Annotated in this window: 24 protein-coding genes and 1 tRNA gene; 22 read left to right on the forward strand and 3 right to left on the reverse strand. The window is 67.2% G+C overall.

The window, feature by feature from the left end:
• Nucleotides 1–64 precede the first annotated feature (64 nt).
• Together rsd and GFD32_RS12335 are read left to right on the forward strand one after the other, a co-directional pair.
• On the forward strand, nucleotides 65–559 hold the full coding sequence (gene rsd, locus GFD32_RS12330; RefSeq protein ID WP_163576915.1) for a sigma D regulator: 495 nt from the start codon (nucleotides 65–67) through the stop codon (nucleotides 557–559).
• Between the two features lie 171 nt (nucleotides 560–730).
• Entirely contained in the window at nucleotides 731–1,708 is a 978-nt protein-coding gene (locus GFD32_RS12335) for a malate dehydrogenase (RefSeq protein ID WP_163576916.1), read from the forward strand.
• A 144-nt stretch (nucleotides 1,709–1,852) separates the two neighbouring features.
• On the opposite strand, the gene GFD32_RS12340 is transcribed toward GFD32_RS12335, so the two are convergent.
• A complete protein-coding gene (locus tag GFD32_RS12340; RefSeq protein ID WP_163576917.1) occupies nucleotides 1,853–2,509 on the reverse strand; it encodes a histidinol-phosphatase in 657 nt (218 codons plus the stop codon).
• Nucleotides 2,510–2,705: 196 nt separating this feature from the next.
• On the opposite strand from GFD32_RS12340, the gene GFD32_RS12345 reads away from it, so the two are divergent.
• From GFD32_RS12345 to fnr, 11 genes are all read left to right on the forward strand, one after another.
• Nucleotides 2,706–3,197 carry an RNA pyrophosphohydrolase gene (locus GFD32_RS12345; RefSeq protein ID WP_163576918.1) on the forward strand — a complete coding sequence of 164 codons (492 nt, stop codon included), beginning with the start codon at nucleotides 2,706–2,708 and terminating at the stop codon, nucleotides 3,195–3,197.
• 103 nt (nucleotides 3,198–3,300) lie between these two features.
• Nucleotides 3,301–5,562, forward strand: a complete 2,262-nt coding sequence (gene ptsP / locus GFD32_RS12350) for a phosphoenolpyruvate--protein phosphotransferase (protein WP_163577065.1) — start codon at nucleotides 3,301–3,303, stop codon at nucleotides 5,560–5,562.
• A 4-nt stretch (nucleotides 5,563–5,566) separates the two neighbouring features.
• Nucleotides 5,567–6,352: an NRDE family protein gene (locus GFD32_RS12355; RefSeq protein ID WP_163576919.1), complete on the forward strand. Its 786-nt coding sequence runs from the start codon at nucleotides 5,567–5,569 to the stop codon at nucleotides 6,350–6,352.
• A gap of 57 nt (nucleotides 6,353–6,409) precedes the next feature.
• Nucleotides 6,410–7,789: a response regulator gene (locus GFD32_RS12360; RefSeq protein ID WP_163576920.1), complete on the forward strand. Its 1,380-nt coding sequence runs from the start codon at nucleotides 6,410–6,412 to the stop codon at nucleotides 7,787–7,789.
• On the forward strand, nucleotides 7,786–8,580 hold the full coding sequence (locus GFD32_RS12365; RefSeq protein ID WP_089688259.1) for a sulfite exporter TauE/SafE family protein: 795 nt from the start codon (nucleotides 7,786–7,788) through the stop codon (nucleotides 8,578–8,580). Before GFD32_RS12360 ends, GFD32_RS12365 begins: the two co-directional genes overlap by 4 nt.
• Before the next feature lie 10 nt (nucleotides 8,581–8,590).
• On the forward strand, nucleotides 8,591–9,370 hold the full coding sequence (lgt, locus tag GFD32_RS12370) for a prolipoprotein diacylglyceryl transferase (protein ID WP_163576921.1): 780 nt from the start codon (nucleotides 8,591–8,593) through the stop codon (nucleotides 9,368–9,370).
• 250 nt (nucleotides 9,371–9,620) lie between these two features.
• Nucleotides 9,621–10,448, forward strand: a complete 828-nt coding sequence (locus tag GFD32_RS12375; protein ID WP_163576922.1) for a thymidylate synthase — start codon at nucleotides 9,621–9,623, stop codon at nucleotides 10,446–10,448.
• A complete protein-coding gene (locus GFD32_RS12380; RefSeq protein WP_163576923.1) occupies nucleotides 10,445–10,963 on the forward strand; it encodes a dihydrofolate reductase in 519 nt (172 codons plus the stop codon). Before GFD32_RS12375 ends, GFD32_RS12380 begins: the two co-directional genes overlap by 4 nt.
• Before the next feature lie 95 nt (nucleotides 10,964–11,058).
• A complete protein-coding gene (locus tag GFD32_RS12385; RefSeq protein ID WP_240455637.1) occupies nucleotides 11,059–12,009 on the forward strand; it encodes a ProQ/FINO family protein in 951 nt (316 codons plus the stop codon).
• 559 nt (nucleotides 12,010–12,568) lie between these two features.
• The gene (locus GFD32_RS12390; protein WP_163576925.1) at nucleotides 12,569–13,663 is read left to right on the forward strand and encodes a porin; all 1,095 of its coding nucleotides are present in this window, start codon (nucleotides 12,569–12,571) and stop codon (nucleotides 13,661–13,663) included.
• Nucleotides 13,664–13,849: 186 nt separating this feature from the next.
• The gene (gene fnr / locus GFD32_RS12395; RefSeq protein ID WP_276208808.1) at nucleotides 13,850–14,617 is read left to right on the forward strand and encodes a fumarate/nitrate reduction transcriptional regulator Fnr; all 768 of its coding nucleotides are present in this window, start codon (nucleotides 13,850–13,852) and stop codon (nucleotides 14,615–14,617) included.
• A gap of 96 nt (nucleotides 14,618–14,713) precedes the next feature.
• Here the strand turns inward: fnr and GFD32_RS12400 are convergent.
• A tRNA-Arg gene (locus GFD32_RS12400) sits at nucleotides 14,714–14,790 on the reverse strand.
• A 173-nt stretch (nucleotides 14,791–14,963) separates the two neighbouring features.
• Between GFD32_RS12400 and GFD32_RS12405 the strand changes: the two genes are divergently transcribed.
• From GFD32_RS12405 to GFD32_RS12430, 6 genes are all read left to right on the forward strand, one after another.
• Entirely contained in the window at nucleotides 14,964–16,208 is a 1,245-nt protein-coding gene (locus GFD32_RS12405) for an efflux RND transporter periplasmic adaptor subunit (protein WP_163576927.1), read from the forward strand.
• On the forward strand, nucleotides 16,205–19,336 hold the full coding sequence (locus GFD32_RS12410) for an efflux RND transporter permease subunit (RefSeq protein ID WP_163576928.1): 3,132 nt from the start codon (nucleotides 16,205–16,207) through the stop codon (nucleotides 19,334–19,336). Before GFD32_RS12405 ends, GFD32_RS12410 begins: the two co-directional genes overlap by 4 nt.
• Before the next feature lie 96 nt (nucleotides 19,337–19,432).
• Complete coding sequence (gene thpD / locus GFD32_RS12415) at nucleotides 19,433–20,338, forward strand: ectoine hydroxylase (RefSeq protein ID WP_163576929.1); 906 nt, start codon at nucleotides 19,433–19,435, stop codon at nucleotides 20,336–20,338.
• Between the two features lie 66 nt (nucleotides 20,339–20,404).
• Nucleotides 20,405–21,904 carry an amidase gene (locus tag GFD32_RS12420; protein ID WP_163576930.1) on the forward strand — a complete coding sequence of 500 codons (1,500 nt, stop codon included), beginning with the start codon at nucleotides 20,405–20,407 and terminating at the stop codon, nucleotides 21,902–21,904.
• A 227-nt stretch (nucleotides 21,905–22,131) separates the two neighbouring features.
• Nucleotides 22,132–22,959, forward strand: a complete 828-nt coding sequence (locus GFD32_RS12425; RefSeq protein WP_163576931.1) for a methyltransferase domain-containing protein — start codon at nucleotides 22,132–22,134, stop codon at nucleotides 22,957–22,959.
• Nucleotides 22,956–23,963, forward strand: a complete 1,008-nt coding sequence (locus GFD32_RS12430) for a class I SAM-dependent methyltransferase (RefSeq protein ID WP_163576932.1) — start codon at nucleotides 22,956–22,958, stop codon at nucleotides 23,961–23,963. The genes GFD32_RS12425 and GFD32_RS12430 overlap by 4 nt, the downstream gene beginning before the upstream one ends.
• Here GFD32_RS12430 and greB read toward each other — a convergent pair whose 3' ends face one another.
• A complete protein-coding gene (greB, locus tag GFD32_RS12435; protein ID WP_163576933.1) occupies nucleotides 23,964–24,503 on the reverse strand; it encodes a transcription elongation factor GreB in 540 nt (179 codons plus the stop codon). It abuts the gene before it with no gap.
• Nucleotides 24,504–24,647: 144 nt separating this feature from the next.
• Here greB and GFD32_RS12440 point away from each other — a divergent pair, with 144 nt between their 5' ends.
• The 3 genes from GFD32_RS12440 to GFD32_RS12450 all read left to right on the forward strand — a co-directional run bounded on the left by GFD32_RS12440 (nucleotide 24,648) and on the right by GFD32_RS12450 (nucleotide 26,701).
• Nucleotides 24,648–25,277 carry a tetratricopeptide repeat protein gene (locus GFD32_RS12440; RefSeq protein ID WP_163576934.1) on the forward strand — a complete coding sequence of 210 codons (630 nt, stop codon included), beginning with the start codon at nucleotides 24,648–24,650 and terminating at the stop codon, nucleotides 25,275–25,277.
• 337 nt (nucleotides 25,278–25,614) lie between these two features.
• Nucleotides 25,615–26,253, forward strand: coding sequence for an NUDIX domain-containing protein (locus GFD32_RS12445; RefSeq protein WP_163576935.1), 639 nt, complete (start codon nucleotides 25,615–25,617; stop codon nucleotides 26,251–26,253).
• Nucleotide 26,254: 1 nt separating this feature from the next.
• On the forward strand, nucleotides 26,255–26,701 hold the full coding sequence (locus GFD32_RS12450; protein WP_163576936.1) for a DUF1249 domain-containing protein: 447 nt from the start codon (nucleotides 26,255–26,257) through the stop codon (nucleotides 26,699–26,701).
• The last annotated feature ends 9 nt before the right edge of the window (nucleotides 26,702–26,710 follow it).

Below are 26,710 nucleotides of genomic sequence, written 5' to 3' on the forward strand. Positions count from 1 at the left end.
GCCTGAAAGGTCGTATCGCGTTGGGCCGGCCAGATTCCGGTGACGCGCCGCCAGGGAGGTGCCCATGCTCGAGGATTGCAAGAACGCCCAGGAACGCTGGGGAGGTGTTCATCGCCTCATCGATCGCTGGCTCGACGAGCGCCGCGAGCTGCTGGTGTGCTTCGTGGAACTCAAGGAGGCCTGTGACACCGAGCTGGAAGCGGTCGAAAAGTCGCAGATCGACCGCTTCAGCGAGCTGCTGATGGACTACATCAGCGCTGGCCATTTCGAGATCTATCCGCAGCTGCGCGAAGAAGCACGACACTTCGGCGATGACCAGGCCCTCGGCATTGCCGAAAAGCTGCTCGAGCGACTCGACATGTCCACCGAGCTGATGCTCGCCTTCGATGCCGACTACGCCACGCCCGTGCGTTGCCGTCACTATCTGCCCCGTCTGCCCGCCTGGCTCGACCGTCTCGCCCGTGGCCTCACCGAGCGCTTCGCCATGGAGGATCAGCTGATCGCCCGGCTGCATGCCGTTCATACGCCGGCGGCGAATGCGCAAGCCACCCAGACCTGAGATCACCGTCCACCCGGGACGGCAGACCGTACGACTCCTTCTACTGGCCTAGCCGCAGGTCGCATTGAGTTTTGTGCACCGCAGGCATACCATCTTGGCGGTTCGATTTCCGGCCGAGACGGTGACCTGCCGGCCCGGCCCATCCTAACGGCGACAACCGAAGGAGCCACCATGAAAGATCCCGTCCGTATTGCCATTACCGGCGCTGCCGGCCAGATCAGCTACTCGCTGGCGTTCCGCATCGCCTCCGGCGACATGCTGGGCAAGGACCAGCCGGTCATCCTGCAGCTGCTCGAGATTCCGCCGGCCATGGATGCGCTGGGTGGCGTGGTGATGGAGCTCAACGACTGCGCCTTCCCGCTGGTGCAGGACATCGTCGCCACCGACGATGCCAACGTCGCCTTCAAGGATACCGACTACGCCCTGCTGGTGGGTGCGCGGCCGCGCGGCCCGGGCATGGAACGCAAGGACCTGCTGGAAGCCAACGCGGCGATCTTCTCCGTGCAGGGCAAGGCGCTCAACGACAACGCCAGCCGTGACGTCAAGGTGCTGGTGGTGGGCAACCCGGCCAACACCAATGCGCTGATCGCCTCGTGCAACGCGCCGGATCTCGACGTGGGTCAGTTCACCGCCATGACCCGCCTGGACCACAATCGTGCCCTGACCCAGCTGGCCCAGAAGACCGGCAAGCACGTCACCGATGTGGAAGGCATGATCATCTGGGGCAACCACAGCGCCACCCAGTACCCCGACATCGCCCACTGCAAGGTGGATGGCAAGCCCGCACCGGAGCTGGTCGAGCGCGACTGGTACGAGAACGACTTCATCCCCACCGTGCAGCAGCGTGGTGCCGCCATCATCAAGGCTCGCGGGGCGTCCTCGGCCGCTTCCGCCGCCTCTTCGGCCATCGATCACATGCGTGACTGGGCGCTGGGCACCGACGGCAAGATCGTCAGCATGGCGATTCCCGCCGACGGCAGCTACGGCGTGGAGAAGGGCATCATCTACTCCTACCCGGTGACCTGCCAGGGCGGTCAGTACCAGATCGTCCAGGGCCTCGAGCTCGACGACTTCAGCAAGCAGAAGATGAAGGCCACCGAAGACGAGCTGCGCGAAGAACGCGCCGCCGTGGAGCATCTGCTCGGCTGAACCCCAGCTTTAAGCTGTAAGCTTTAAGCCCTAAGAAACCCCGCTCAGGCATGCCCTGGCGGGGTTTTCGTATGCTCTCTTCCAGGCGCGAAGCGCCGTTCTTACAGCTTACGGCTTACAGCTCTGATCTGGCCGAAGGCCAGATCAGTCCCGCAAACTGATAACTTTCCAGCCGCGCGCCTCGGCCACCTCGCGCAGGGTGGGGTCGGGGTCCACGGCCACCGGGTGCTCGACCAGTTCGAGCAGCGGCTGGTCGTTGTGCGAATCGCTGTAGAACCAGGCGTCGTCGAGGGTCATGTCCTTGTTTGCCAGCCACTCGCGGATGCGTGTCACCTTGCCGTCACGATAGCTTGGCGTGCCGCTCACCCGGCCGGTGTAGCGGCCGTCGATCGCTTCCGGCTCCGTGGCGATCAGGTCGTCGACGCCCAGACGTTCGGCGATGGGGCCGGTGATGAAGCGGTTGGTGGCGGTGACGATCAGCAGGGTATCGCCGCGGCTGCGATGGCGGGCCAGCAACTCTTCGCCCTTGGAGAGGATATGCGGCTCGATCTTGCTGGCCATGAACTGCTGGTGCCAGGCGGCGAGCTGCTCGGGGCTGTTCTCGGCCAGCGGCTTCAGCGCCACTTCGAGAAAGGCGTGGATGTCCAGGGTACCGGCCTCGTAGTCGGCCAGGAAACGATCGTTGGCCTCGCGATAGGCCTGTGGATCCACGGCCCCCTGCTCCAGCAGGAACTCGCCCCAGGCATGATCGCTGTCGATGGACAGCAGGGTGTTGTCCAGGTCGAAGATGGCCAGGCTCACGGCTTACCTCTCTAATGTCGTAGCGTTGAAGCGGCCAGTCTGATGCATCAGACGGCACAAAGCCGGCGATTATGGCAGATGGGCGTGCCGAGCGGAAAGCGTGCTGCTTCTGCACCCTTGGCGTGCACTGCTTATTGATGCGCTTTGCACCCTTGTGGAAGAATGGATTCAATGATGTTTTAACAAGGTGACGTCCGTGATCGACGCTGACGGCTTTCGCCCCAACGTTGGCATCATCATTGCCAACGCCCAGGGGCAGCTGCTTTGGGCGCGTCGGGTAGGACAGAATGCGTGGCAGTTTCCTCAGGGAGGCATCAAGGCAACCGAGACACCCAAGCAGGCTCTATATCGCGAGCTGGAAGAGGAGATCGGCCTCACCGCCGATGACGTCGAAGTGCTGACCTGTACCCGAGGATGGCTGCGCTATCGCCTGCCGCGACGCATGATTCGCACCAATTCCCGGCCGGTATGCATCGGCCAGAAACAGAAGTGGTTCCTTCTTCGCATTCGCTGCCAGGAAAGCCGCATCTGCATGGATGGCACGGCCAAGCCGGAGTTCGACGGCTGGCGCTGGGTCAGTTACTGGTATCCCCTGGGCCAGGTGGTGCCCTTCAAGCGCGAGGTGTATCGCCGGGCGCTGCGGGAGCTCTCGCCCCGCGCCCAGCGCCTCGCCCTGGAAGGAAGCTGATACCAATCACCGGGCCGGGAAGGCCCGGTCCGGGGGCGAAGATGCGCCTTGCGCGTCACGGCTTCCTCAGCCGGAGAAAAGAATCATGGAAAGCAAGACGCCGATGCTCGAGGTTTTGCGCCGGGTCATTCAGGAGGTCAATGGGGCCCGCAACCTGGATGCGGCCCTGGCCACCATGGTGCGCCGCATTCGCAAGGCGATGCGTACCGATGTCTGTTCCTTCTATCTCTACGACGGCGACATCGACGAGCTGGTGCTGATGGAAACCATCGGCCTGCACAGCCAGGCAGTGGGGCGTGTCAGCCTGCGTGTGGGCGAGGGGTTGGTGGGTCTCGTGGCCGAACGCGAGGAGCCGCTGAATCTGGAAGATGCCACGGCCCACCCCAAGTTTCGCTACTTCGCCGCGACCGGCGAGGAGCGCTATTCGAGCTTTCTCGGCGTGCCGATCATCCACCAGCGCCGCATGCTCGGCGTCCTGGTGGTGCAGCAGAGCGACAAGCGTCGCTACGACGAGGAGGACGAAGCCTTCCTGGTCACCATGGGGGCGCAGCTCGCTGGCGTGCTGGCCCATGCCCTGGCGACCGGCAGCCTGAACCGCCCCAGTCTCAGCGGCGGACAGGCGGTGTTCACCGGGGTAGCCGGCTCGCCCGGCATGGCCATCGGCGAGGCGGTGGTGATCGCTCCGCCTGCCGACCTCGACAGCGTTCCCGATCTGATCCCCACCGACGTGGACTACGAGACCGCGCGCCTGAAGGAGGCCATCCAGCGGGTTCGCGAGGAGATTCGATCCGCCGGGGAACGCCTGGCCAACCGCATTTCCGCCCAGGAGCTGGCGCTGTTCGAGGTCTACCAGCAGATGCTCGGTGAAGCGGCGCTCTCCCAGGAGGTGGAGAAGCGCATTCGCGAAGGGCAGTGGGCGCCCGGGGCGCTGGCCGACGTGGTGCGCCGCCATGTGCAGTACCTGGAGCGGGTCGACGACGACTACCTGCGTGAGCGTGCCGCCGACGTGCGCGACCTGGGGCGCCGGGTACTGGCCCACCTGCAGGAGGAGAGCCCGCAGACGCCGGAGACCTTCCCCGAGAGCACTATCCTGGTGGGCGACGAAATCAGCATCGCCATGCTGGGAGAAGTTCCCCGCGAACGGCTGGCGGGGCTGGTGTCGGTGCGCGGTTCGAGCACCTCCCACGTGGCCATACTGGCTCGCGCCATGGGCATTCCCACCGTGCTGGGCATGGTCGACCTGCCGCTGCCACGGCTTTCCGGCGCGCCGGTGGTGCTCGATGGCCACCGCGGGCGGCTCTTCGTGCGTCCCACCGAGGAGCTCAGTAGCCACTACGCGAGCCTCATCGCCGAGGAGCAGGCGCTCGCCGAAGTGCTCGAGCACGAGCAGGATCTGCCCAGCGAAACGCCGGATGGCCACACCATGCCGCTGATGGTCAACACCGGCCTGGCCATCGATGCCGTGGCTTCGCTCAAGAAGCGTGTCAGCGGCGTGGGGCTCTACCGCACCGAAGTGCCGTTCATGATCACCGAACGCTTCCCCGGTGAGCAGGAGCAGACGCGCCTCTACCGCGACCAGTTGGAGAGCTTCGCGCCACTACCGGTGGTGATGCGCACCCTGGACATCGGTGGCGACAAGGATCTGCCCTATTTCCCCATCGAGGAAGCCAACCCCTTTCTCGGCTGGCGCGGCATTCGCGTCACGCTGGACCATCCCGAAGTGCTGATGGTGCAGCTGCGTGCCATGCTGCGCGCCTCCCAGGGGCTCGAAAACCTGCACATTCTGCTGCCCATGGTCACCAACGTCGACGAGGTCGACGATGCCATGCGCATGCTCGACCGGGCCATTCGCGAGCTGGGCGAAGAGGGCGTGAGCGTGGTGCGTCCCAAGGTGGGGGTGATGATCGAGGTGCCGGCCACGCTCTACCAGCTCGACGCCCTGGCCGAGCGTACCGACTTCTTCTCGGTGGGCAGCAACGATCTCACCCAGTACCTGCTTGCCGTGGATCGCAACAATCCGCGGGTAGCCGGCCTCTACGACGCCTGCCACCCGGCGGTGCTCTCCGCTCTGGCTCGCCTGGCCCAGGATTCCCGGCGTCTTGGCAAGCCGATTTCGGTGTGCGGCGAACTCGCCGGAGACCCCGCCGGAGCCCTGCTGCTGATGGGCATGGGCTTCGACGCGCTTTCCATGAACGCTCCCAGCCTGCCGCGCGTGCGCGCCGCCATTCGACGCGTTCCCCTGGAGGCCGCGGAGCGCCTGGTGCAGGAGACGCTAGCTCTCAACACCCCCGCGGCCGTGCGTAGCCACCTGATCGACCGGCTCGAAGAATGGCAGCTCGCTCACTTGCTGCCGCCACGGGATTGACGGCATGTGCCTGATCGTCTTTCGCTTTGCTCCCGGTACGCCGGTGCCGCTACGGCTGGTCGCCAATCGCGACGAATTCCATGCGCGGCCGGCGGCGCCGCTAGGGGTTTGGGAAGAGGCGCCCGATATCGTCGGAGGTCGCGACCTCGAAGCCGGCGGTACCTGGCTGGCCGTGCATCGCCGGGGTCGCTTTGCCGCCGTCACCAACGTGCGCGATCCCGCGCTCAAGGTGGCATCCGATGCGCCCAGCCGCGGGCAACTGGTGCGCGAGGCCCTGGAGTGTGACGACCTGCCGGCCTGGCTCGAGCGGCTGGCGGCAGGGCAGGGGTGGCGTTACGCCGGCTTCAACCTGCTGGCCGGCGATGGCCAGCGGCTGTGGCACCTGCACCGCGGTCGCGACCGTCTGCAGCTCGCGCCAATCGCCGCCGGTACTCATGGGCTCTCCAATGCCAGCCTGAACACTCCCTGGCCGAAGCTGATTCGTGCTCGCCAGGCGCTTCAGCATGCCCAGGAGCCCCAGGTGTGGCCGGAGCGGGCGCTGGCGGCACTGGCCGATACCCAGCCGGCCGATGTGGCACATCTACCCGATACCGGCGTGGGTCTCGAGCGCGAGCGCCAGCTGTCATCGCCGTTCATCCTGGGCGAGCGCTACGGTACCCGCGCCACGACCTGGCTGGAGTGGGATGCCGACGCGCAGCGCATCCGGCTCGGCGAGCGTCGCTTCGGCCCCCACGGTGCGCCCCTTGGCGAAAACGAACTCGACGTCGTGCTGCGGCGTTCCCCGTCATGACAGTCTCCGTCCGGCCGCGTACACTCAGGCCATCGTCGACTCGCCACAGGGATGACCATGCCCGCGCTGCGCACGGATCGCTTCTGGACTCGCCTCGTCTGGCCGCTGCTGTGGCCCTTGCTGCTGGCCCAGCTGGCGGTCGTGCTGCTGTGTCTGGCCGTGGCGCTCTTCCTGTGGCTGGGGCAGCCCGAGCCGGCATCCTGGACGGCCGTCGGCTGGCTGCTGCTGGCACTGCTGCTGGGCACGACCTTCACCACCGCCGCCTTCCTTCTGCAGCTTCGCCATCGTCTGCGTGCTTGCCAGTCGGAGCTCGACCACGGGCTGGAGCAGCTCGAGCGGCGTACCCACGAACTCGGCACGCTGCTCCCGCCCTGGTTGCACGAAGCGGACCTGTCCGCCGGCGATGAGTCCGCCTTGATCGCCCGGTTGGGCAACCTCAACGAAGCGCTGCTGGCGCTGCAGTCGGGCTGGCAGCAGCAACCATCGTTGCCGCGGCTGCTCAGTGCCACGCCGCGGCCCGGCGTGCTGCTGTTCCACGGGCGAATCGTGGCCATCAACCGGTCCATGGAGCAGCTTTTCGGTGAACCGCTCGACGCGCTGCTGGGGCAGGATCCCCTGCCGCGCCTGCACAGCCTGGGGAATGGCGAGACAGGACCCGAGCTGATGCAGATACTCGATGCCAAGGGACACTGGCATCACCGTCAGGTGGAACGGTTCGCCACCCCCGGCTACGAGCTGATGCTGTTCGCCGAGCCACGCGACCGTTTTCGCGAACTCGACGAGCTGCTCACGGCCCGCGAGCGCGCCCGCGAGGAGTCGCGGCTGAAATCCCGCTACCTGGCGCTGCTCAATCGCGAGCTGGGGCCGCTGCTCGACGATCTCGACAGGGAGCTCGACAGCGCCCTGGGCCGTGTCGAGGCGCAGCGCCGGGGCGAGCTGCGCGAGCGGGCTGCCGACGTCCGCCTGCTGCTCGACAGTCTGGTCGACGAGCAGCATCAGCCCGGGCTCGACACGCGCGTGGTGACCTCTCGCCAGGGCGTGCACGTGCTGATCGTCGACGACGGCCCCGTCAACCGCATGCTCGCCACCCAGGTGCTGGAAGGGCAGGGGGTGGCGGTGGATTGCGTGGCCAGCGGTCGCGAGGCACTGGAGCGCCGTCGGCGCGAGCATTACGATCTGGTCTTCATGGACATCTACATGCCCGACATGGACGGCGTGGAAACCGTGCGCCACTGGCGCGAAGCGGAAGCGAACGAGGTCAGCGCGACGCGCAGCGTGCTGATCGCACTCACCGCCAACGCCTCGGAGAGCGACCAGCGGCGCTTTCGCGACGCCGGCATGGACGACTACCTGGCCAAGCCCTATCGTCCCAATGCGCTGATTGCCATGCTGCGCCACTGGCGCCCCGATGCCTTCAAGGAATCCACGACGACATGAGCTTGATCGCGACGCTAATCGGCTACCTGGCCCTCGGCGCGGCCGCCGGCACCATGGCCGGCCTGTTCGGCGTGGGCGGCGGGCTGATCATCGTGCCCGCCCTGGTGTTCGCCTTCGGCTTGCAGGGCGTCGATGCCGGCATCGCCATGCACCTGGCGGTGGGCACGTCGCTGGCCACCATCGTGGTGACGGGGGCCTCGTCGGCCTGGGCGCACTTCCAGAAGGGCAGCATCCATCGCCCCTGGTTCATGGCTCTGCTGCCCGGCCTCATGTTGGGCGCCGTGGCCGGTGTCTTCGTGGCGGGCAACCTCTCCGGCGGGCTGCTCGGCACGCTGTTCGGCCTCTTCGTGCTGGCGGTAGCGGTCAAGATGGCGCTGGGCCTGACCCCCAAGGCGGGAGCTGCGCGGCCCGGCAAGCTGACCATGGGCGTGGCCGGCGTGGCGATCGGCGGCATCTCGGCCTTGTTCGGCATCGGCGGAGGCACGCTCACCGTACCCTGGCTGTCGCGCTGCGGGGCCAGCATGACCCAGGCCGTGGGCACCTCGGCGGCCTGCGGGCTGCCCATTGCGCTGTTCGGGGCCGTCACCTTCGTCGTGGTCGGCTGGGGCCATCCTCTGCTGCCCGCCGGCGCCACGGGTTTCGTGATGTGGCCCGCCTTCCTCGGCATCGTCATCGCCAGCGTTCCCTTCGCCCGCGTCGGCGCGCGCCTGGCCCACGTGCTGCCGGCCCACGTGCTGCGCCTCGCCTTTGCCACGCTGCTCGCGGTGGTGGGCATCCGTTTTCTGCTCTGAAGGACCGACCATGCTCGACTACCCCGATATCGACCCCGTGGCCATTTCGCTCGGCCCCTTCCAGGTGCACTGGTACGGCCTGATGTACGTGGTCGGGTTCGTCGCCGCCTGGTGGCTGGGGCGGCGGCGAGCCGCGCGCTTCGGCCTCACCGCCGACGACGTGGGCGACATGCTCTTCTACGCCGCCCTCGGCGTGGTGCTCGGCGGTCGCCTGGGCTATGCGCTCTTCTACGGCCTCGGCCAGTGGGCCGAGGATCCGCTGTGGATCGTCCGCGTGTGGGATGGCGGCATGAGCTTCCACGGCGGCCTGGCCGGCGTGCTGCTTGCCGCGCTGTGGTTCGCGCGCAGGAAGGGGCTGGCTTTCGTTACCCTCACCGACTTCGTGGCGCCGCTGGTGCCCATTGGCCTGGGGGCCGGGCGTATCGGCAATTTCATCAACCGCGAGCTGCCCGGCCGGGTGACCGAGCTGCCGTGGGGCATGCCCTTTCCCGGTATGGGGCCGGAGCCCCGCCACCCCACCTCGCTCTACGAGGCTGTACTGGAGGGGGCCGTGCTGTTCGCCGTGCTGTGGTTCGTCTCCGCCTCGCCGCGGCGTCGCGGCCTGGTCTCCGGCCTGTTCCTCACACTCTACGGCGTGTTTCGCTTCGGCGTGGAATTCGTGCGCCTGCCCGATGCGCACATCGGCTACATCGCCTTCGGCTGGATGACCATGGGCATGCTGCTCACCCTGCCGATGATCGCCGTCGGCGCGGCGCTGATCGTCTGGTCGCGCAAGCAGCCGACCCCCTGACCCGGGCTTCGCCCGGGAGCTGGAAGAGCCCGGACTGCGTCCGGGAGCTTGAAGCTTGAAGAGCGGCACTTCGTCCGGGAGCTTGAAGCTTGAAGAGCGGCACTTCGTGCCTGGAAGCTGGAAGAAAAACCGTGACACCTGATTGGGTGACAACAGGCTGCCTTCCAGCTTCCAGCTTCCAGCTTCCAGCTTCCAGCTTCCAGCTTCCAGCTTCCAGCCTGTAGAATGGCTAACCCATTCATGAGTCCGGATGAACGCCGTGACCGATTCAAGACCGCCTCTCGAACAGCCCTATCTCGATCTGATGCGCCAAGTGCTCGAGCACGGCGTGGAGCGCAGCGACCGCACCGGCGTGGGCACGCGTTCGCTGTTCGGCCACCAGATGCGCTTCGATCTCGCCCGCGGCTTTCCGCTGGTCACCACCAAGAAGCTGCACCTGCGCTCGATCGTCCATGAACTGCTGTGGTTCCTGGCCGGCGACACCAACATCGCCTACCTCAAGGAAAACGGCGTGCGCATCTGGGACGAGTGGGCCGACGAGAACGGCGATCTCGGCCCGGTTTACGGCTATCAGTGGCGCAGTTGGCCCGACCCCCGCGGCGGCCACGTCGACCAGATCGCCAAGGTGCTCGAGCAGATCCGCACGAACCCCCAGTCGCGGCGGTTGATCGTCTCGGCCTGGAACCCCGCCCAGGTCGACGAGATGCAGCTGCCGCCGTGCCACTGCCTGTTCCAGTTCTACGTGGCCGAAGGGCGGCTCTCCTGCCAGCTCTACCAGCGCAGTGCCGACATTTTCCTGGGCGTGCCCTTCAACATCGCCAGCTATGCGCTGCTCACCCGGATGATCGCCCAGGTCACCGGCCTGGCACCCGGCGAGTTCATCCACACCCTGGGCGATGCCCATCTCTACCTGAACCACCTGGAACAGGCGGAACTTCAGATCACCCGCACGCCGCGCCCGGCACCGCGCTTGGCGCTCGATCCCGGCGTGACCGACCTGTTCGACTTCCGTTTCGAGCACATCGCCATCGAGGGCTACGACCCGCACCCCCACATCAAGGCCGAGGTCGCCGTATGAACGACGAAACCCTGGTTCCCGTGGCCATGATCGCCGCCGTGGCACGCAACGGCGTGATCGGCGTCGAGGGTCAATTGCCCTGGTACCTGCCCGAGGATCTCAAGTTCTTCAAGCGCATGACTCAGGGCAAGCCGCTGGTGATGGGCCGCAAGACCTTCCAGTCCATCGGCCGGCCGCTGCCGGGGCGGCTCAACATCGTCGTCACCCGCGCCGAAGACTTTCATCACGATGGCGTGCGCGTCTGCCACGACATCGAATCGGCGCTGGCCCTGGCCGACCGTCAGGCCACCATCGATGCCGCGGAGGAGATCATGGTGATGGGCGGCGGCGAGATCTACGCCCAGGCGCTGCCTCTGGCCAGCCGGCTCTACCTCACCGAGGTGGACGTCGAGGTGGAAGGCGACGCCCGCTTTCCCGCTCTCGATTCCGCCGAATGGGAGGAAGTGCAGCGCGTACCCGGCGAGCCCGCCGAAGGCCAGCCGGCCTACGCCTTCGTGGCCTATCGGCGGCGGTAGCCGTCGCTTCGCCGCGACATTTGTCACCGCTGAGCTTCTGGCACAGACTGACTCTTGATGGGCCTGCCGCCCCGCCCGAGTTGGAGGAAACCGGTTTGACCGAGGAACGTTCACACCGCTTGCTCGCCACCCTGGAGGACCGTGCCGGCGCCGCTCTGGACGAGCTGGTGGCGCGCCGCCGCGAACTGCGAGCGCTCAAGGAGCGCGTGAGCGAGCTTGAGGCCCTGCGCCTGGAGCTCAGCGAAGAGAACCGCGAGCTCAGCGAACAGAATCGCGAGCTCGACGAGGACAACGCCCGGCTGCGCGAGCGCCTGCAGCGCGGCGAGCCGGCGCCCGCCTTCGCCGCGGGGCGGCCCGCCCAGGGCCTCTCGGCGTTGATCGGCCACCGCCCGCGGGCCGCCAAGCCATCGCCGGAGGCCACCAAGGGCCATCCCCCCGAGGAGGCCGACCGGGGCAGCACCGGCGAGGGCTCTGGCGACCAACCGGCGAGCGGTCATGCCGAACGCCAGGCCAACCTGCCCATCGAGCAGGCCCCATCGCCGGAGGCCCTGCTTGCCCAGTGGTACCAGCGCTACCCGCAGACCTTCTTCAAGGGCCACACCCGGCCGCTCAAGGTGGGCATCCATCTCGACCTCGCCGAGCGCGAGCCCTGGCCGGAAAAACTGGTGCGCCGGGCTCTGGCCGGCTACGTCAATCTGCCGCGCTATCTCAAGGGGGTGCGCGAAGGTGCCGAGCGCATCGGCCTCGACGGCCAGCCCCAGGGCACGGTGGACGCCCAGGCCGCCGAGCACGCCCACCGCAAGCTGGAGCGCCTGCAGGCCGAACGCCAGCGCCGCGGCGGCCAGGGCAGGGCGCCCAAGCGCAAGGGTGACGATGCCAAGCGCACCAAGGCTCGCCGCCATGCCCCACAGCCGGATTCGCCCCGCCCCAAGGCGGGTACCGAACCGGCTCCCGATGCCACGCCCCCCGGCGAGTGCGCCTCCCCCGAGGTACGCATGGAAGCCAAGCTCTCGGCGCTGGTGGCCAAGCACAACGGCCGACGCTGAAGCTCGAACTGTCGCTCGTGAGCAAGTCGCTCGGGGCTAAGCCGTCGACAGGCCTACCAGGAGGCGCTGTAAACCCATCCTTGGGCGCTACTTTTGCCTTCCCTGGCAAAAGACCTCCTCTTCGGCCTGTCCCCGGCGTCCCTCACTGCAATCGCCCTTGTAACCGAACGTTGATATCCCTTTGGCTTGCCAGCGGCGCGGTGGCTGGGCATCATGTGCCTGCTCATCGTTGCCAGGTACTCGCTGCGGCGGGCTGGGGCGGCGGCACGCGGGGCAACGGGCGCGTTCCGCCGTTTCAGAGAGACGTATCGAGGAACAGTGTTCGCGGCGTAGGAAAACAGTGTTTTTTCTTGTTGCGTTCCTGCTAATCCCGGTATAGAGTTCTACCTGCGAGCATTGGACTATAACAAGGCTTCGCTGCGGCCATGCCCGGCCCGGTCTGCCTCCTGAGAAGGAGCGAGGCCGCCAGAGGCGGGACGCATGCCCGGCAAGCCGGCGGTACCGTTCAGCGGTGCCACAACGATCGAAACAGTAAGCTAGTCAAAAAGGAACCATCGCGATGAAAAAGACACTGTTAGCGACTGCCATTGCCGGCGCCATGGTCGCCTCCGCCGCTCAGGCTGCCACCGTTTACGACCAGGACGGCAAGAGCATCGATCTCAGCGGCCGTATCGGCATGGGCGTTCAGTCCGGCTACGACGGCAACAGCGACTTCGTCACTGCCGGCTCGCGCCTGAAGCTGGACGTGGCCAACCAGGTCAGCGACGACCTGCGTTTCTTCGGTCACGTCGAGTGGCGTTTCACCTCCGACGAGCGTGATCAGGACTCTGGCTTCAGCGAAGTGCGTCACGCCTGGATCGGTGCCGAGAGCGCCAACTGGGGTACCCTGCAGGCCGGTAACTTCGACAACATCTACAAGCTTCAGGTGTTCCAGGCGTTCGACTACTACGCCATGTCTTCCGGCTACGGCTTCCACGCCCCGGGCGACAACGGTCGCGGCGACGCCATCGCCTACATCACGCCGAACCTCTCCGGTTTCCAGGCGGCCCTGCAGGCTAAGCATTACAGCCAATCCGATGTTGTCGGTGACACCAGTTGGTCAATTGACTCCAATGGTAACGTCGTGCAAGGCGCTGGTACTGGTGTGAATAACGACGTTAGCTCCGAAGTGCTGTTCGCCGGTGCCGTCAGCTACGAAGTGGGCGGTCTGCGCGTTGCTGCCGGCCTGAGCGAGACTGACGCTGTGGTCGTCGGCAGCAACGGCGAATTCGATGCGGGCTACAATGCCGGTATCAGCGGCACCTACGCCTTCAACGACATGTTCAGCCTGCGCGTCGGTTACGAAGACCAGAACCCGACCGAGCCGAGCACTACTGCGACTCGTGATCAAAAAGTCTATGGTATCGGCGGTCTGCTGAGCGTCAGCGATCAGTTGACTCTGTCTGCCGATTACTATCGGAAAGATCGTGACGACAACTACATCGACAGTGATGGTGTTGGTCTCGACTACGACAGTGACGAGTTCGCCTTCGGCGCTTACTATCGTGTGGCCGACAACGTCGACGTCTTCACCGAGTTCCATGACAAGGATCGTAAGTCTGAGGACGGCGATGACAAGACCTACGGCATCGTCGGCGCTCGCTACTTCTTCTAAGCCCCTGGCTTAGCAGGAAAGCGCTACGAAACCGGCCCCTTCGGGGGCCGGTTTTTTCGTGCGTGCGCGGTACGTTCTCCCGAAAAGGCTTGACCCGCATCAACTCGCCGAGCACGGTGAAGGCGTACGCTCTTGGTTTGAACCATGGCTTGGCAGTGCGAACCGGGGAGGAGAGCGGTGACGGCCATCGTCGGCGAGAGAACCACCAGAGCGGCGCCCGCACGCGCGCGAAAGGCTCGCGAGACGCGCTGCGAGCGCTGTGCGCTGCAAGCCCGCTGCCTGCCGCTGGGGCTGGAGATGGAGGCGCTGCCGAGCTTCGATGCGATCATCGAGCACCCCCACCCCCTCAAGCGCGGCCAGCGCCTGATGCGTCAGAACCAGGGCTTCGAAAGCCTCTTCGTGGTGCGCTCGGGCAGCCTCAAGCAGGTGGTGGAGCAGCCCGGCCAGCGCGACCAGGTCACCCACTTCTATCTGCCCGGCGAACTGGTCGGGCTCGACGGCATCGCAGAAAGCCGCTGCTACGGCAGCGTGGTGGCGCTGGAATCGACCTTCGTCTGCGAGCTTCCTTTCCATCGCCTGGACGACCTGGCCGAGCAGGTGCCCGAACTGCGCGGCGAGCTCTTCCGCTGCATGAGCCGCGAGCTGTGCAACGACCAGCGCATGATGTGCCTGCTCTCCGGCCGCACCGCCGACCAGCGCCTGGCCAGCTTCATGCTGGGCCTTTCCGAGCGCTTCCGCTCGCGTGGCTGCTCGCCTTACTGCTTTCACCTCTCCATGTCGCGCTCCGACATCGGCAGCTATCTCGGCCTGGCGCTGGAAACCGTCAGCCGCGTGATCGCCCGCTTCCAGGAGCAGAACCTGGTCAGCGTCGAAGGACGCGAAGTGTGCATCGAAGACCACGCCGCCCTGGTGGCCCTGGCCGAAGAGGGCGTGGGGCGCCACTCCGGGGCGTGAAGAGAGTGTGCCGCTTTCGTCTTGAAGACTACCTACCCGTGTACGCCTCGGTGAGATGCGAGGTGGGCCCCTCATTCAGGGGAAAGAGCGAAGCGGTGGCGCCCTCTGCAGGATTCGAACCTGCGACCTGCCGCTTAGGAGGCGGCTGCTCTATCCGACTGAGCTAAGAGGGCAAACGGGCGTGAAACGACGCGCATTATAAGGAAAGCGGGCGATGAGCGAAACCGCTGGCACTGCTGCGAAACGTTGTCACACCGCTAACTCGACCTCTCGCGCAGGCGGGGGCGGTCGGTATACTGGCGCTGCGTTATAGCCTTTCGTTCTTTGCTCGTGCCAGGATGCCTCGATGATCAAACGCCTGATACCTCTGCTGATTCTCGCCCTTGGCGTGGCGGCGTTCATGGCCTTGCGCCTGACGCGACCGGAGCCGGCGGAGGTCTCCGCCCGGGAACGTAGCTGGCAGGTCGAGACGCTGACCGTCGAGCTGGCCGAGCATGCGCCGGTGCTGCCCCTGTTCGGTGAGATCGTGGCGCCGGAGCGCCTGGAAGTGGTGGCGCCGCTGGCGGGGCGCATCGCCGAGCGGCCGGTGCGCGAGGGCCAGCGAGTGGCGGCGGGCGAGCTGCTGGTGGCGCTGGACGAAGCCGACAGTCAGCCGCCGCTGCGCCAGGCCGAGGCCGAGGTGGCGGATCTGCGCGCGCAGATCGACAGCGAACGCATCCGCCACGAGAACGAACAGGAGGCGCTGGCGCGCGAGCGCGACATCCTGGCCAATGCGCAGCGGTCGCTGGAGCGGGTGGAGTCGCTGGTGGAGGGCAACCTGGCCTCGCGGGCGGAGCTGGACGAGGCGCGCGATACCCTGGCGCGGGCGCGGCTCAACGTCACCACCCGCGCCAGTACCGTGGCCGAGTACCCCTCGCGGATGAAGAGCCTGGAGGCGCGCCTGGCGCGCGCCGAGGCGGTGCGCGATGCGGCCCGGCGCGATGCCCAGCGCAGCCGTGTCACCGCGCCCTTCGATGGCGTCGTCACCGGCGTGCAGGTGGCGCCGGGAGATCAGGTCGCGGCGCGGGCGGCGCTACTGTCGCTCTACCCGCAGGATGGGCTCGAACTGCGCGCGCGCGTGCCGCGTCGCTATCAGGCGGAGCTGGCCGCCAGGCTGGAGCGCGGCGAGGCTCTCGAGGCGGTGGCCCAGGAGGGCGGCCAGCGCTTCGTGTTCGAGCGCCTGGCCGGCGAGAGCGAGCCCACGGGTACCGAGGCGATCCTCGCGCTCGATGGTCCCGCCGAGGGCCTGCGGCCGGGCAGCCTGGTGCCGGTGTGGCTGCAGCGGCCCGCGGTGAGCGATGCCCTGGCGGTGCCGTTCAGCGCCCTGCACGGCAGCGACGTGCTCTATCGGGTGAGTGACGATTCGCGCCTGGAGCGCGTCCAGGTGCAGCGCCACGGCGAGCTGCCCGGGCCCGACGGTGCGCGCTGGGCGCTGGTTTCCGCCGCCGAGCTGGCCGACGGCGACCGGGTGGCGGTGACCCATCTGCCCAATGCCATGACCGGGCTGCGCGTGGAGGTGGCCGAGTCGGCCGACGAGGAGCCCGGGGCATGAGCCGGCGGCGCGGAATCATCGGCTTCTTCGTGCATCACCGGGTGGCGGCCAACCTGGTGATGCTGGTCATGCTGCTGGGCGGCGTGCTCGGGCTGAGCCGCATGAACATCCAGTTCTTTCCCACCTTCGCCCTCGATGTGGTCACCGTGCGCGTGGCGTGGAGCGGCGCTTCCGCCGAAGACGTCGAGGCGGGCATCACCGACCCGCTGGAGCAGCGCCTGCGCAGCCTCTCGGGGCTCAAGCGCATGACCTCCACCTCGGCCCAGGGGGTGTCCAGCATCACCCTGGAGTTCACCGAACAGAGCGACCCGATTCTCGCCCTGGACGACGTGCGCCAGGCAGTGGACGGTTTCACCAACCTGCCGGCGGATGCCGAAACGCCGGACATCGAACGAGTGGCTCGCTACGAGCCGGTGGCGCGGCTGCTGGTGCATGGCGAGCTGAACGAACGGGAGCTACGCCAGCTGGCACACCGCTTCGAAGACGAGCTGCTGTCGCGCGGCATCGATCGCGTGGAGATGAGCGGCCTGCCCGAGCAGCAGATCAGCATCGAGGTGCCGGCGGAGCGGCTGCAGGCGCTGTCGCTGTCACTGGATGACATCGCCGCCCGCGTGGCGAACGTGTCGCGCGATCTGCCCGCCGGGGTGCTCGGCCAGCAGGACAGCGCTCGCGAACTGCGCTCGCTGGAGCAGCGCCGCGACCCGCTGGGCTTCGAGAGCCTGCCGGTGATGAGCGGTGATCGCTTCACGCTGCAGCTGGGCGACATCGCCACGATCCGCCAGGAGCCCCGCGAGGGAACGGTGCAGCTCAGCCGCCATGGGGCGCCGGCGGTGGAGCTGATGCTGCAGCGCGCCGAGGACGGCAACTCGCTGGAGGCGGCGCGCCGCTTCGAGGCGTGGCTGGCCGAGACGCGCCCGTCCCTGCCGCCCAGCGTGACGCTGGAAGTGCACGACGAGACCTGGCAGCTGATCGCGGAGCGCATCTCGCTGCTCATCGACAACGGCCTGGGCGGTTTGCTGCTGGTGCTGGTGCTGCTCTATCTGTTCCTGCCGGGGCGGGTGGCGTTGTGGGTGGCGGTGGGCATCCCCACGGCCTTCATGGCCTCGCTGGGCGTGTTCTGGGGGCTGGGCGGCTCCATCAACATGATGTCGCTGTTCGCACTGATCATGGCGCTGGGGGTGATCGTCGACGACGCCATCGTGGTGGGCGAGGATGCCGACGCTCACCACCGCCTGGGCGAGGCGCCGCGCAACGCCTCGGCCGGGGCGGCGCGGCGCATGCTGTGGCCGGTGGTGGCCTCGTCGCTGACCACCATCGCCGCCTTCATGCCGCTGCTGATGGTAGGCGGGGTGATCGGCAATATCCTTGGCGACATTCCGGTGATCATGATCTGCGTGCTGATCGCCTCGCTGCTGGAGTGCTTCGTGGTGTTGCCGGCACACCTGCGCAACGCTTTCGTGCCGCGCGCGGACGAAGGGCGGCCGTTGCGCGGCCCGGCGCGATGGCGCAGCGGCTTCGAGACGCGCTTCGAGGCGTTTCGCGAGGGGCCCTTCCGGCGCTTTTCGGCGCTGACGCTGCGCCACCGCGGCGCCACCCTGGCCATGGCGGTGGCCGTGGCGCTGTTCACCGCCGGGCTGCTGGCGGGCGGCCGCCTGGGCTTCCTCTTCTTTCCTACGCCGGAGGCCAGCGTGGTGTACGCCAACGCCAGCTTCGTGGCCGGTACGCCCGAGGAGCGGGTCGACCGCTTTCTCGACCACCTGCAGCAGACCCTGGACGACACCGAGCGGGAGCTGGGCGGCGAGCTGGTGGATACCGTGGTGGCGCGCCACGGTGCCACCCTGGAGGGTGGAGCGCCGAGCCGCAGCGCCGAGGAAGTGGGCTCGCTGATGATCGAGCTGGTGTCGCCCGACCACAGGGAGGTGCGCAACGCCGATTTCATCCGCGCCTGGCGCGAGCGCATCGCGGAACCGGCGGGTCTGGAGAATCTCACCATCAACGAGCGCAGTGCCGGCCCGCCGGGCAAGGACGTCAACATCCGCCTGACCGGGGAGGATGCGGTGGCGCTGCGTCGCGCGGCGGACTCGCTCTCCGAGTCGCTGTCGAGCCTGCCCGGCGTGATCGATACCGAGGATGACATGCCCTGGGGGCGCGAACAGCTCATCTACCGGGTCAACGCTTTCGGGGAGGCGCTGGGCCTGACCACCGAGAGCCTGGGTCGCCAGCTGCGCACGGCCTTCGACGGGCAGATCGCCCAGATCTACCAATCGGGTGCCGATGAGATGGAGGTGCGCGTGCAGCTGCCCCGCGAGCAGCGCGAGCGTCTATCCACGCTCTCGAGCCTGGCGATCACCCTGGACGATGGCCGCCAGGTGGCGTTGGAGCAGGTGATGGCTGTGGACTACCGCCAGGGGTTCGAGGCGCTGCGCCATGCCGACGGCCAACTGGCGGTGGAGGTCACCGCCGAGCTCGATTCCCGGGTGACCAGTGCCGAGGAGGTGCTGGCGAGCCTGGATGCCGAGACGCTGCCGCAGCTCGCCAGCGAGCACCACCTGCGCTACAGCTTCGAGGGGCGCGCCGCCGATCAGCGCGAGACGCTGGCCGACATGCGCGTCGGGCTGCTGGTCGGGGTGGGCCTGATGTACGGCGTGCTGGCCTGGGTGTTCGCCTCCTGGAGCTTGCCGCTGATCGTCATGGCGATCATTCCCTTCTCGCTCATCGGGGCGCTGCTCGGCCACTGGGCGATGGGCTTGGAGCTCACGATTCTTTCGCTGTTCGGACTCTTCGGACTCTCGGGAATCGTGGTCAACAACGCCATCATCCTGGTGAGCTTCTACCGTCAGCAGCGCGACCGTGGCCTGGCCATCGACGAGGCGCTCAACGAGGCGGTGGTGCAGCGGATGCGGGCGGTGCTGCTCACCGGCCTGACCACCATCGGGGGGCTCTTGCCGTTGCTCTTCGAGACCTCGCTGCAGGCGCAGTTCCTGATTCCCATGGCGGCCTCCATCGCCTTCGGCCTGGCCGGTTCCACCTTTCTGGTGTTGCTGGTGATCCCGGCGCTGCTCTCCTGGCTGGAGAACGGCCGCGAGCGCTGGTCCGCCCGGTCGCGTGGGCGTGACGCCACGGTCTGAAACCGGACGAAAAGCAGGGGGTGGTTGCAGTACGCTTCTCCCGCTCCCACGTTGGACAGTGTACGTAGCAATGTCTGATCCAGCATGGAGGTTTTCATGAAGGATACTCAGGACCTGTTTCCCACGCGGCTGGAGCGCAAGCTGGGCATGTTCGAGCGGATCGATCCGGTCGTGCACAGTGCCGAGCAGCGCAACAGTGGCCCCTTGAGTGCCGAGGAGGTCGACGAATTCGAGCGCAAGGGGTTCATCTCCTTCGATAGTTTCTTCGACAAGGCGCAGATGGACGACTTCATCCAGGATCTGAGGGACTATGAGAATGATGCCGACCTCAAGCTCTCCGAGGGCACCGTGCTCGAGCCGGGGCGGGAGGAGATCCGCTCGATCTTCGGGATCCACGAGATCTCCGAGCGCTTCAGCCGCCTGACGCGCGACCCGCGCCTGCTGGCCATGGTCCAGCAGCTGCTGGGTAGCGATGTCTACATCCACCAGTCGCGCATCAACTACAAGCCCGGCTTCAAGGGCAAGGGCTTCGAGTGGCACTCTGACTTCGAGACTTGGCACAGCGAGGATGGCATGCCGCGCATGCGCTCGCTGAGCTGTTCGATCGTGCTCACCGACAACGGCGAGTTCAACGGCCCGCTCATGCTGATTCCCGGCTCTCACAACTACTTCGTACCCTGTGTGGGGCGTACGCCGGAGAACAACTACAAGGAGTCGCTGAAAAGCCAATACATCGGCGTGCCGGACGAGCGAAGCCTGCGCGAACTGATGGCGAAGGGCGACATCGAAGCACCCAAGGGGCCGGCCGGTTCGTTGATCATTTTCGAATGCAATACCCTGCACGGCTCCAACATCAACATGTCGTGCTGGCCGCGCAGCAATCTGTTCTTCGTCTACAACAGCGTCGAGAACACCCTTCACGATCCCTATTGCGGGAACAAGCCGAGACCCGAGTTTCTGGCCAACCGCACCAACTGGGAGCCACTCGAGCCCGCCGGCTGACGGAGCGGGCCGCATCAGGGGCTGCATCGGAGGCCCCTGGCCACACTTGCCACCTGAGGGAGCGCAATGGAACAGCACGAGTACCGTCGCCTCGACGGCACAGGGTTGGCGGCACTCATCCAAGGTGGCGAGGTGAGCCGCGACGAGGTGTTCGAAGCCGCCTGTGCCGCCATCGAGACGGACGACCCACGGCTGGGCGCCGTGGTGCGCACGCGTTTCGAACGGGCTCGTATCGAGAACCGTGCGGTGACTCACGACAGCCCCTTTGCCGGTGTGCCGACGCTCACCAAGGATCTGCTGATGGCACTGGCCGGCGAACCGCTGGCCTTCGGCAGTGCGGCCCTCGCCGACTGGCGGCCGGGGGCGGATTCGACCCTGGTGACGCGCCTGCGGCGCGCGGGCTTGACGATACTCGGCCAGACGGCCACGCCCGAACTGGGACTGATGGGCATCACCGAGCCGCAAGCCTTTCCGCATCCGGTCAACCCCTGGAAGCCCGAGCATTCGCCGGGTGGCTCCAGCGGTGGGGCGGCCGCGGCGGTGGCCGGCGGGCTGGTGCCGCTGGCCATGGGTGGCGACGGTGGCGGTTCGATCCGCATCCCCGCCAGTTACTGCGGGCTGTTCGGCCTGAAGCCCTCCCGCGGGCGGGTGCCGCTGGGGCCCGGTCACGCCGAGGTGTGGCAGGGCGCAGTGGTGGAGCACGCTGTGACGCGCAGCGTGCGCGACAGTGCGGCGCTGCTCGATGCCACCAATGGCATGGACGAGGGCGGTCCCTATCCGGTGGCTCGCGAAAATGGCTTTCTCGCGGCGTTACAACGCCCGCCGGGGCGGCTGCGGGTCGCCGTTTCGCTGGGCGAACCCTTGGGCCGCCCACTCGGCACGCGGCTCGATCCCGAGGTGCGCGGGGCCGTGGAGAGCGCCGCGCGCCAGGTCGAAGGGTTGGGCCATGACGTGGAGTGGGCCGACCCGCCGGTAGACGGTGCAGCGCTGGCCAACAGCTACCTGACGCTCTACCTGGGACACCTGGCCGCCGATCTGGCGTGGATCGCCCGTGAGACCGACGTGCCCGTGTCGCGCCTGGCCATCGAGCCGGCCACACGTGCCATCGGTCGGCTGGGGCGCTGCCTGCCGGCTCGTGACTACGAGCTCGCCAAACGCGACTGGAACAGCGCGGCGCGGGCCATGGGCGCCTTCCATCGACGTTTCGATGCGCTGCTGATGCCGGTGGCGGCTGCGCCGGCGCCGCGACGCGGCGAACTCTACCCGACGCAGGCCCGAGAACGACTGATGGCGCTGTTGGCGATTCCCGGCGCGGCTCATTTGGCGCTCAAGGCGGGGGCGCTCAAACGTCTGGCCAGCGATTCTCTGGCGCGCACGCCTTATACGCAGCTTGCCAACCTCACCGGCCAGCCGGCCATGTCGTTGCCGCTGCATGTCACTCCGGAGGGGCTGCCGGTGGGCGTGCAGGTGCTGGGGCCCATGGGCGACGAGCGCCGCCTGCTGGCGCTGGCCGCGCAGCTCGAAGCCGCTACGCTCTGGGCGCAGCGGCTGCCGCTCGGGGTCTGATCCGGTTAGAATGCTCGCCAACCAGCACGGCAACCTCAGTTCCGCATTGCATGGCACCGGGGACAGGTCGAAGAGGAGGTCATTTGCCATGGATGGCAAATGTAGCGCCCATGGAGGGGTTCACAGTGCCTCCTCGACGGTCCGGCGCCCCGGGACCTGTCGACGGTGCAGCCCAGGTGGGAAAGCCGACTGCCATCGCCTTGCATCAGCCACGCAATGAGTTGCCCATGTCCGATTACCCCTCACCGCTGTCGCCAGCCGGCGACCGTCACTTCGACGGTCTGGCCGACAAGTTCGCCGACAGTCTTTACGGAGCGCCGCGCGGCGAGCTGCGCCTGGCACTCCTCGACCGGCTGCTGCCGGAGTTGCTCGATCTCGACGACCAGCCGGTGCTGGACGTGGGCGGTGGCCTGGGCCAGCTGGCCGGCTGGTTCGCCGCTCGCGGTCATGCGGTGACGCTGGTCGAGCCCTCCCGCGAGATGCTCGACCGCGCCCGCCAGGCGCTAGAGGGAGAGCCGGTGCGCTTCATCGAGGCGCCGTTGCAGGCGCTGCCCGAACGCGCGCCGGGCCCCTGGTCGCTGATCGCCTGCCATGCGGTGCTGGAGTGGCTCGCCGAGCCACGTGCCGCCCTGGCGATGCTGGCCGACCGGCTGGCGCCGGGCGGGCAGCTGTCGCTGATGGTGTTCAATCGCGATGCGCTGCGCTTTTCCAACGTGGTCAAGGGCAACCTGGAAAAGGCCTTGGCCGATCGGCTGGAAGGGCAGGGGCGCCGCCGGCGGCTGACGCCCATTTCGCCGCTGACTCACGCTCAGGTCGTGGCATGGAGCGCCGAGTGCGGCCTCGAACTGCGCGCGGTGGCGGGCATCCGTGTCTTTCACGATTACATGCACAGCCCCGTGGAGAACGCCGCTGAACGCGACCGGCTGTTCGAACTGGAATGGCGCTACTGCCGCGCCGAGCCGCATTGGCGACTGGGGCGCTACCTGCTCTACACCCTGGTTCGTCCCGCCGTGGTCGAACCCGCCATGCTTCCAACCCAGGAGTCCTTGCCATGAGCGCCGAAACACCGGTCTGCCAGCTGCTCGAACGCCAGGCTGCCGACTACCGTGGCTGGTGGTGGGTGTCGCCGCCGCGCGATGCCTGGCTGGAGACGGGCGAGGGCGCGGCGGTGAGTGCCGATCTCGCCGTCCGCGAGGCATGGCGAGCCCAGGGCCGGCCTGCCCATTCGCCGTTCGCTGCGAGGCTGCCCGAGGCACCGCCGGGGGCGGTGCTGTTCTGGCCCAAGAGCCATGCGCTGGGCGAGTGGTGGCTGCTGTGGCTCTGCGCCACCTTGCCGGCGGGAACGCCGCTGCAGCTCGTCGGCGAGAACCAGGGCGGCATCAAGCGCGTGCTCAAGGTGCTGGCGGCGCTGGGGCTGGGCTGCCGCAAGGTGGACAGCGCCCGGCGTTGTTCGCTGTTCGCCACGCGCCTGGCCGCGGTCGATCTCTCGCCGGAAGCCGTCTGGACGACCTTCGACGCTGACCTTGAAGATGGGCGATTGACCCTGGCCAGCCATCCCGGCGTGTTCGGCCACAACAAGCTCGACGCAGGCACGCGGCTGCTGCTCGAGGCTCTGCCCGGGGCACTGCGGGCCGACGCGGGCGACGTTCTCGACCTGGGCTGCGGCGACGGCATCCTCGCCGCCTGGCTGGCCAGGCGTGGCCACGACGTGACGGCGGTGGATGTCAGCGCCTTTGCGGTGGCGGCGACCCGGCGCACCCTGGCTGCCAACGGCCTGGCTGGCGAGGCGATTGAGAGCGACGTCTACTCGGCGCTGGGTGGGCGGCGCTTCGCGGCCATCGTCAGCAATCCGCCGTTCCATCAGGAGCGCGCCATCGATTACGGCCCGGCGGCAAGGCTGATTGGCGAAGCACCCGAACATCTCGAGCGCGGTGGGCAGCTCATTCTGGTGGCCAACGCCTTCCTGCCCTATGCAGAGCGCCTCGAGCGCGCCTTCGGCGGTTTCGAGATACTCGCCGATGACCGCCGCTTTCGGGTCTACCGGGCGGTGAAGCGCTGATTACCCTTGCGGGTCGCGGTAGTCGATCTCGGTGATGACGTAGCTCGTTTCGCCGCCGGGGGCGGCTACCGTGACCTCATCGTCCAGCGCCTTGCCGAGTAGTGCTTTGGCCAGCGGCGCGTCGATGCTGATCCAGCGCTTGGCGGTATCGGTCTCGTCGTGGCCGACGATGCGAATCTTCGTCTCCTCGCCGTCGTCATCTTCCAGCGTCACGAAGGCGCCGAAATAGACCTTTCCGGTGTCGGCCGGCAGCCGATCCACGATCTGCAGTTCGTCGAGGCGCTTGGTGAGGTAGCGGATGCGCGCGATGACCCGGTTGAGCTCCTTCTTGTTGTAGGTGTAGTCGGCGTTCTCCGAGCGGTCGCCGAGCGCCGCGGCCTCGCCCACCTTGGTGGAGAGTGCCGGACGCTTGACGCGCGACAGGTGGTCGAGGATGCCGCGCAGGCGTGCCGCGCCCTCGGCGGTGATCAGATTGCTCTTGGGCTCCTGGCGCGGATCCTTGGCGGGGTCGCGCCAGCGTGTCATGTTGCGGCCTTTCATTGGCTGTGGGCCTCCGCGGTCGCTGATTGGGTTGGCCACATTGTCGCGTCATGACATGAGCCATGGCCAGTGACTGGCGAATCATTCAAACGTTCGTTACATTTCCTGGGTGGAACAACGACAACATCACCGAGGAGACTCTGTATGATTCGACGCCATGTGTGCATCGTCGCTGCCAGCCTGCTGTCGCTGATGGCAACCGTTGCCGTTGCCTGGGAGAGCGAGGTGGCCGACCTTGAGCAGCGCTGGGAGCGCATCACCACGGAGCGACCGGAGGGCGAGCGTCGGGAGGCGTTCGAGCGGCTGGCCGAAGAGGCGGCGGCGCTGGCCGAGGCGCATCCCGATACCGCCGAACCGCAGGTCTGGTACGGCATCATCGAGGCGTCCCACGCTCGCGAGCGCAGCGGGCTGGGCGCACTGGACAGCGCCAAGAAGGCGCGGGCGGCGTTGGAGAAAGCCGTGGAGCTGGACGCGGATGGCAACGACGGTTCGGCCTACGTGACGCTGGGCGCGCTCTACGATCGGGCGCCGGGCTGGCCGTTGGGCTTCGGCGACGAGGAGACGGCCGAGTCGATGTTCGAGAAAGCGCTGGCGATCCGCCCCGAGGGGATCGACGTCAACTACTACTACGCGGCCTTCCTGGCAGAGGAGGGGCGTACCGAAGAGGCTCGCGAGCACGCCGAGCGGGCCATGGCCGGCGAGGTACGCGAGGGCCGTGAAGGCTCCGACGCGGCGCTGCGCGAGCAAGCGCGGGAGCTACTGTCGCGGTTGTGAGCCCGGCAGGCGGTCAGAGCAATTGCAGTTGAACACGACGAGGCGCGCCGGGGACAGGTCGAAGAGGAGGTCTTTTGCCATGGGTGAGGAGCATGGCTCCGAACGGGCTGGCCATGGATGGCCAGCCCCGGTCCTGCAAGCGGAGCAGGATGCGAGAGCGAAGCAGGGCAAAAGTAGCGCCCAGGGATGGGTTCGCAGCGCCTCCTTAAAGACCTGTCGACGGAGCAGCGCCGAGTCAACTTGCTAACTGCGATAGTCCTAGGCAGACGGCGTCGACGGTTGGCAGGGATGCCCGCGGTCACGATAATGGTTCCAATTGCGTGACTTGGAGACCGCCATGAGCGACTCGCGAGAGGCACCGGCCCCGACGCCGGCGCGCTTCACGTCGGCCGATGTCGAACTGTTGGAGCGACGCTGCCTGCATCGGGGTTTTTTCAGCCTGGAGGAAGTTCACCTGCGTCACCGCCTGTTCGAGGGAGGGTGGAGCGGAGAGGTCGTGCGTGAAGTGCACCGCCGCCACGATGCCGTGGGCGTGCTGCTCTACGATGTGGAACGCGATGCCGTGGTGCTGGTAGAGCAGATTCGTGCCGGGGCACTGGATGATCCGGCCTCGCCGTGGAAGCTGGAAGTGGTGGCCGGCCTGGTCGAGCCGGGGGAGAGTCCCGCCGACGTCGCTCGCCGCGAAGCGCGCGAAGAGGCAGACTGTGCGGTGGGCGAGCTCATCGAGCTGCATACCTACTATCCGAGCCCCGGTGCCTGTAACGAGCGAGTGACGCTGTTCTGTGCCCTGGTCGACAGCAGCGGCCTGGGGGGCGTGCATGGCCTCGACGAGGAACACGAAGACATTCGAGTGCATGTGCTAGGGTATGCCGAGGCTTGGGAACTCCTCGAATCAGGGCGACTCGACAATGCCATGTGTCTGATCGCCTTCCATTGGCTGGCTGGACAGCGGGCGTCCCTGAGAGCAAGGAGGTAGCTTGACAAGAAGCGCTTACGTCACCGACCTGAAGGGCTTGCAGGGCGAATGCAGTGCCAATTATCTGCGCCTGATGCGCCTGCTGGGCGATCTGCCGACCGGCGAGGTACGGGAGTTCGAGCTGATCGGCGAGCATGGCCTCTTCGGTGTGCTGCGCCTGGCGATTCAGGAACGGGCGCCCTACACGACCATCGTGCGGGTCACTCAGCGCGGTATCATGGATGCGTTGATCGAGCCGCCGCGCATGCGCGTGCACCTCTATCACGATGTGCGCATGGCCGAGGTCACCGACTTTCAACGCGAGCGCCATTTCCATGGCCGCTATCGCTACCCCAACGTGCGCATGCACCAGCCCGACGAAAAACTGCAGCTCAACCGTTTCCTCGGCGAGTGGCTCGCCCATGGCCTGGCTCACGGTCATGTCGCCGACCTGCCCCAGTTGCCTTGACCCCGTGAC

The sequence above is a fragment of the Halomonas faecis genome, assembly GCF_010993975.1.
Lineage (GTDB): Bacteria > Pseudomonadota > Gammaproteobacteria > Pseudomonadales > Halomonadaceae > Halomonas > Halomonas faecis.

Coding starts and splice junctions, on each gene's coding strand:
- rsd (WP_163576915.1), top strand. CDS start 65: ATGCTCGAGGATTGCAAGAACGCCCAGGAACGCTGGGGAGGTGTTCAT.
- GFD32_RS12335 (WP_163576916.1), top strand. CDS start 731: ATGAAAGATCCCGTCCGTATTGCCATTACCGGCGCTGCCGGCCAGATC.
- ptsP (WP_163577065.1), top strand. CDS start 3,301: ATGCTCGAGGTTTTGCGCCGGGTCATTCAGGAGGTCAATGGGGCCCGC.
- GFD32_RS12355 (WP_163576919.1), top strand. CDS start 5,567: ATGTGCCTGATCGTCTTTCGCTTTGCTCCCGGTACGCCGGTGCCGCTA.
- GFD32_RS12360 (WP_163576920.1), top strand. CDS start 6,410: ATGCCCGCGCTGCGCACGGATCGCTTCTGGACTCGCCTCGTCTGGCCG.
- GFD32_RS12365 (WP_089688259.1), top strand. CDS start 7,786: ATGAGCTTGATCGCGACGCTAATCGGCTACCTGGCCCTCGGCGCGGCC.
- lgt (WP_163576921.1), top strand. CDS start 8,591: ATGCTCGACTACCCCGATATCGACCCCGTGGCCATTTCGCTCGGCCCC.
- GFD32_RS12375 (WP_163576922.1), top strand. CDS start 9,621: ATGAACGCCGTGACCGATTCAAGACCGCCTCTCGAACAGCCCTATCTC.
- GFD32_RS12380 (WP_163576923.1), top strand. CDS start 10,445: ATGAACGACGAAACCCTGGTTCCCGTGGCCATGATCGCCGCCGTGGCA.
- GFD32_RS12390 (WP_163576925.1), top strand. CDS start 12,569: ATGAAAAAGACACTGTTAGCGACTGCCATTGCCGGCGCCATGGTCGCC.
- GFD32_RS12405 (WP_163576927.1), top strand. CDS start 14,964: ATGATCAAACGCCTGATACCTCTGCTGATTCTCGCCCTTGGCGTGGCG.
- GFD32_RS12410 (WP_163576928.1), top strand. CDS start 16,205: ATGAGCCGGCGGCGCGGAATCATCGGCTTCTTCGTGCATCACCGGGTG.
- thpD (WP_163576929.1), top strand. CDS start 19,433: ATGAAGGATACTCAGGACCTGTTTCCCACGCGGCTGGAGCGCAAGCTG.
- GFD32_RS12420 (WP_163576930.1), top strand. CDS start 20,405: ATGGAACAGCACGAGTACCGTCGCCTCGACGGCACAGGGTTGGCGGCA.
- GFD32_RS12425 (WP_163576931.1), top strand. CDS start 22,132: ATGTCCGATTACCCCTCACCGCTGTCGCCAGCCGGCGACCGTCACTTC.
- GFD32_RS12430 (WP_163576932.1), top strand. CDS start 22,956: ATGAGCGCCGAAACACCGGTCTGCCAGCTGCTCGAACGCCAGGCTGCC.
- greB (WP_163576933.1), bottom strand. CDS start 24,503: ATGAAAGGCCGCAACATGACACGCTGGCGCGACCCCGCCAAGGATCCG.
- GFD32_RS12440 (WP_163576934.1), top strand. CDS start 24,648: ATGATTCGACGCCATGTGTGCATCGTCGCTGCCAGCCTGCTGTCGCTG.
- GFD32_RS12445 (WP_163576935.1), top strand. CDS start 25,615: ATGAGCGACTCGCGAGAGGCACCGGCCCCGACGCCGGCGCGCTTCACG.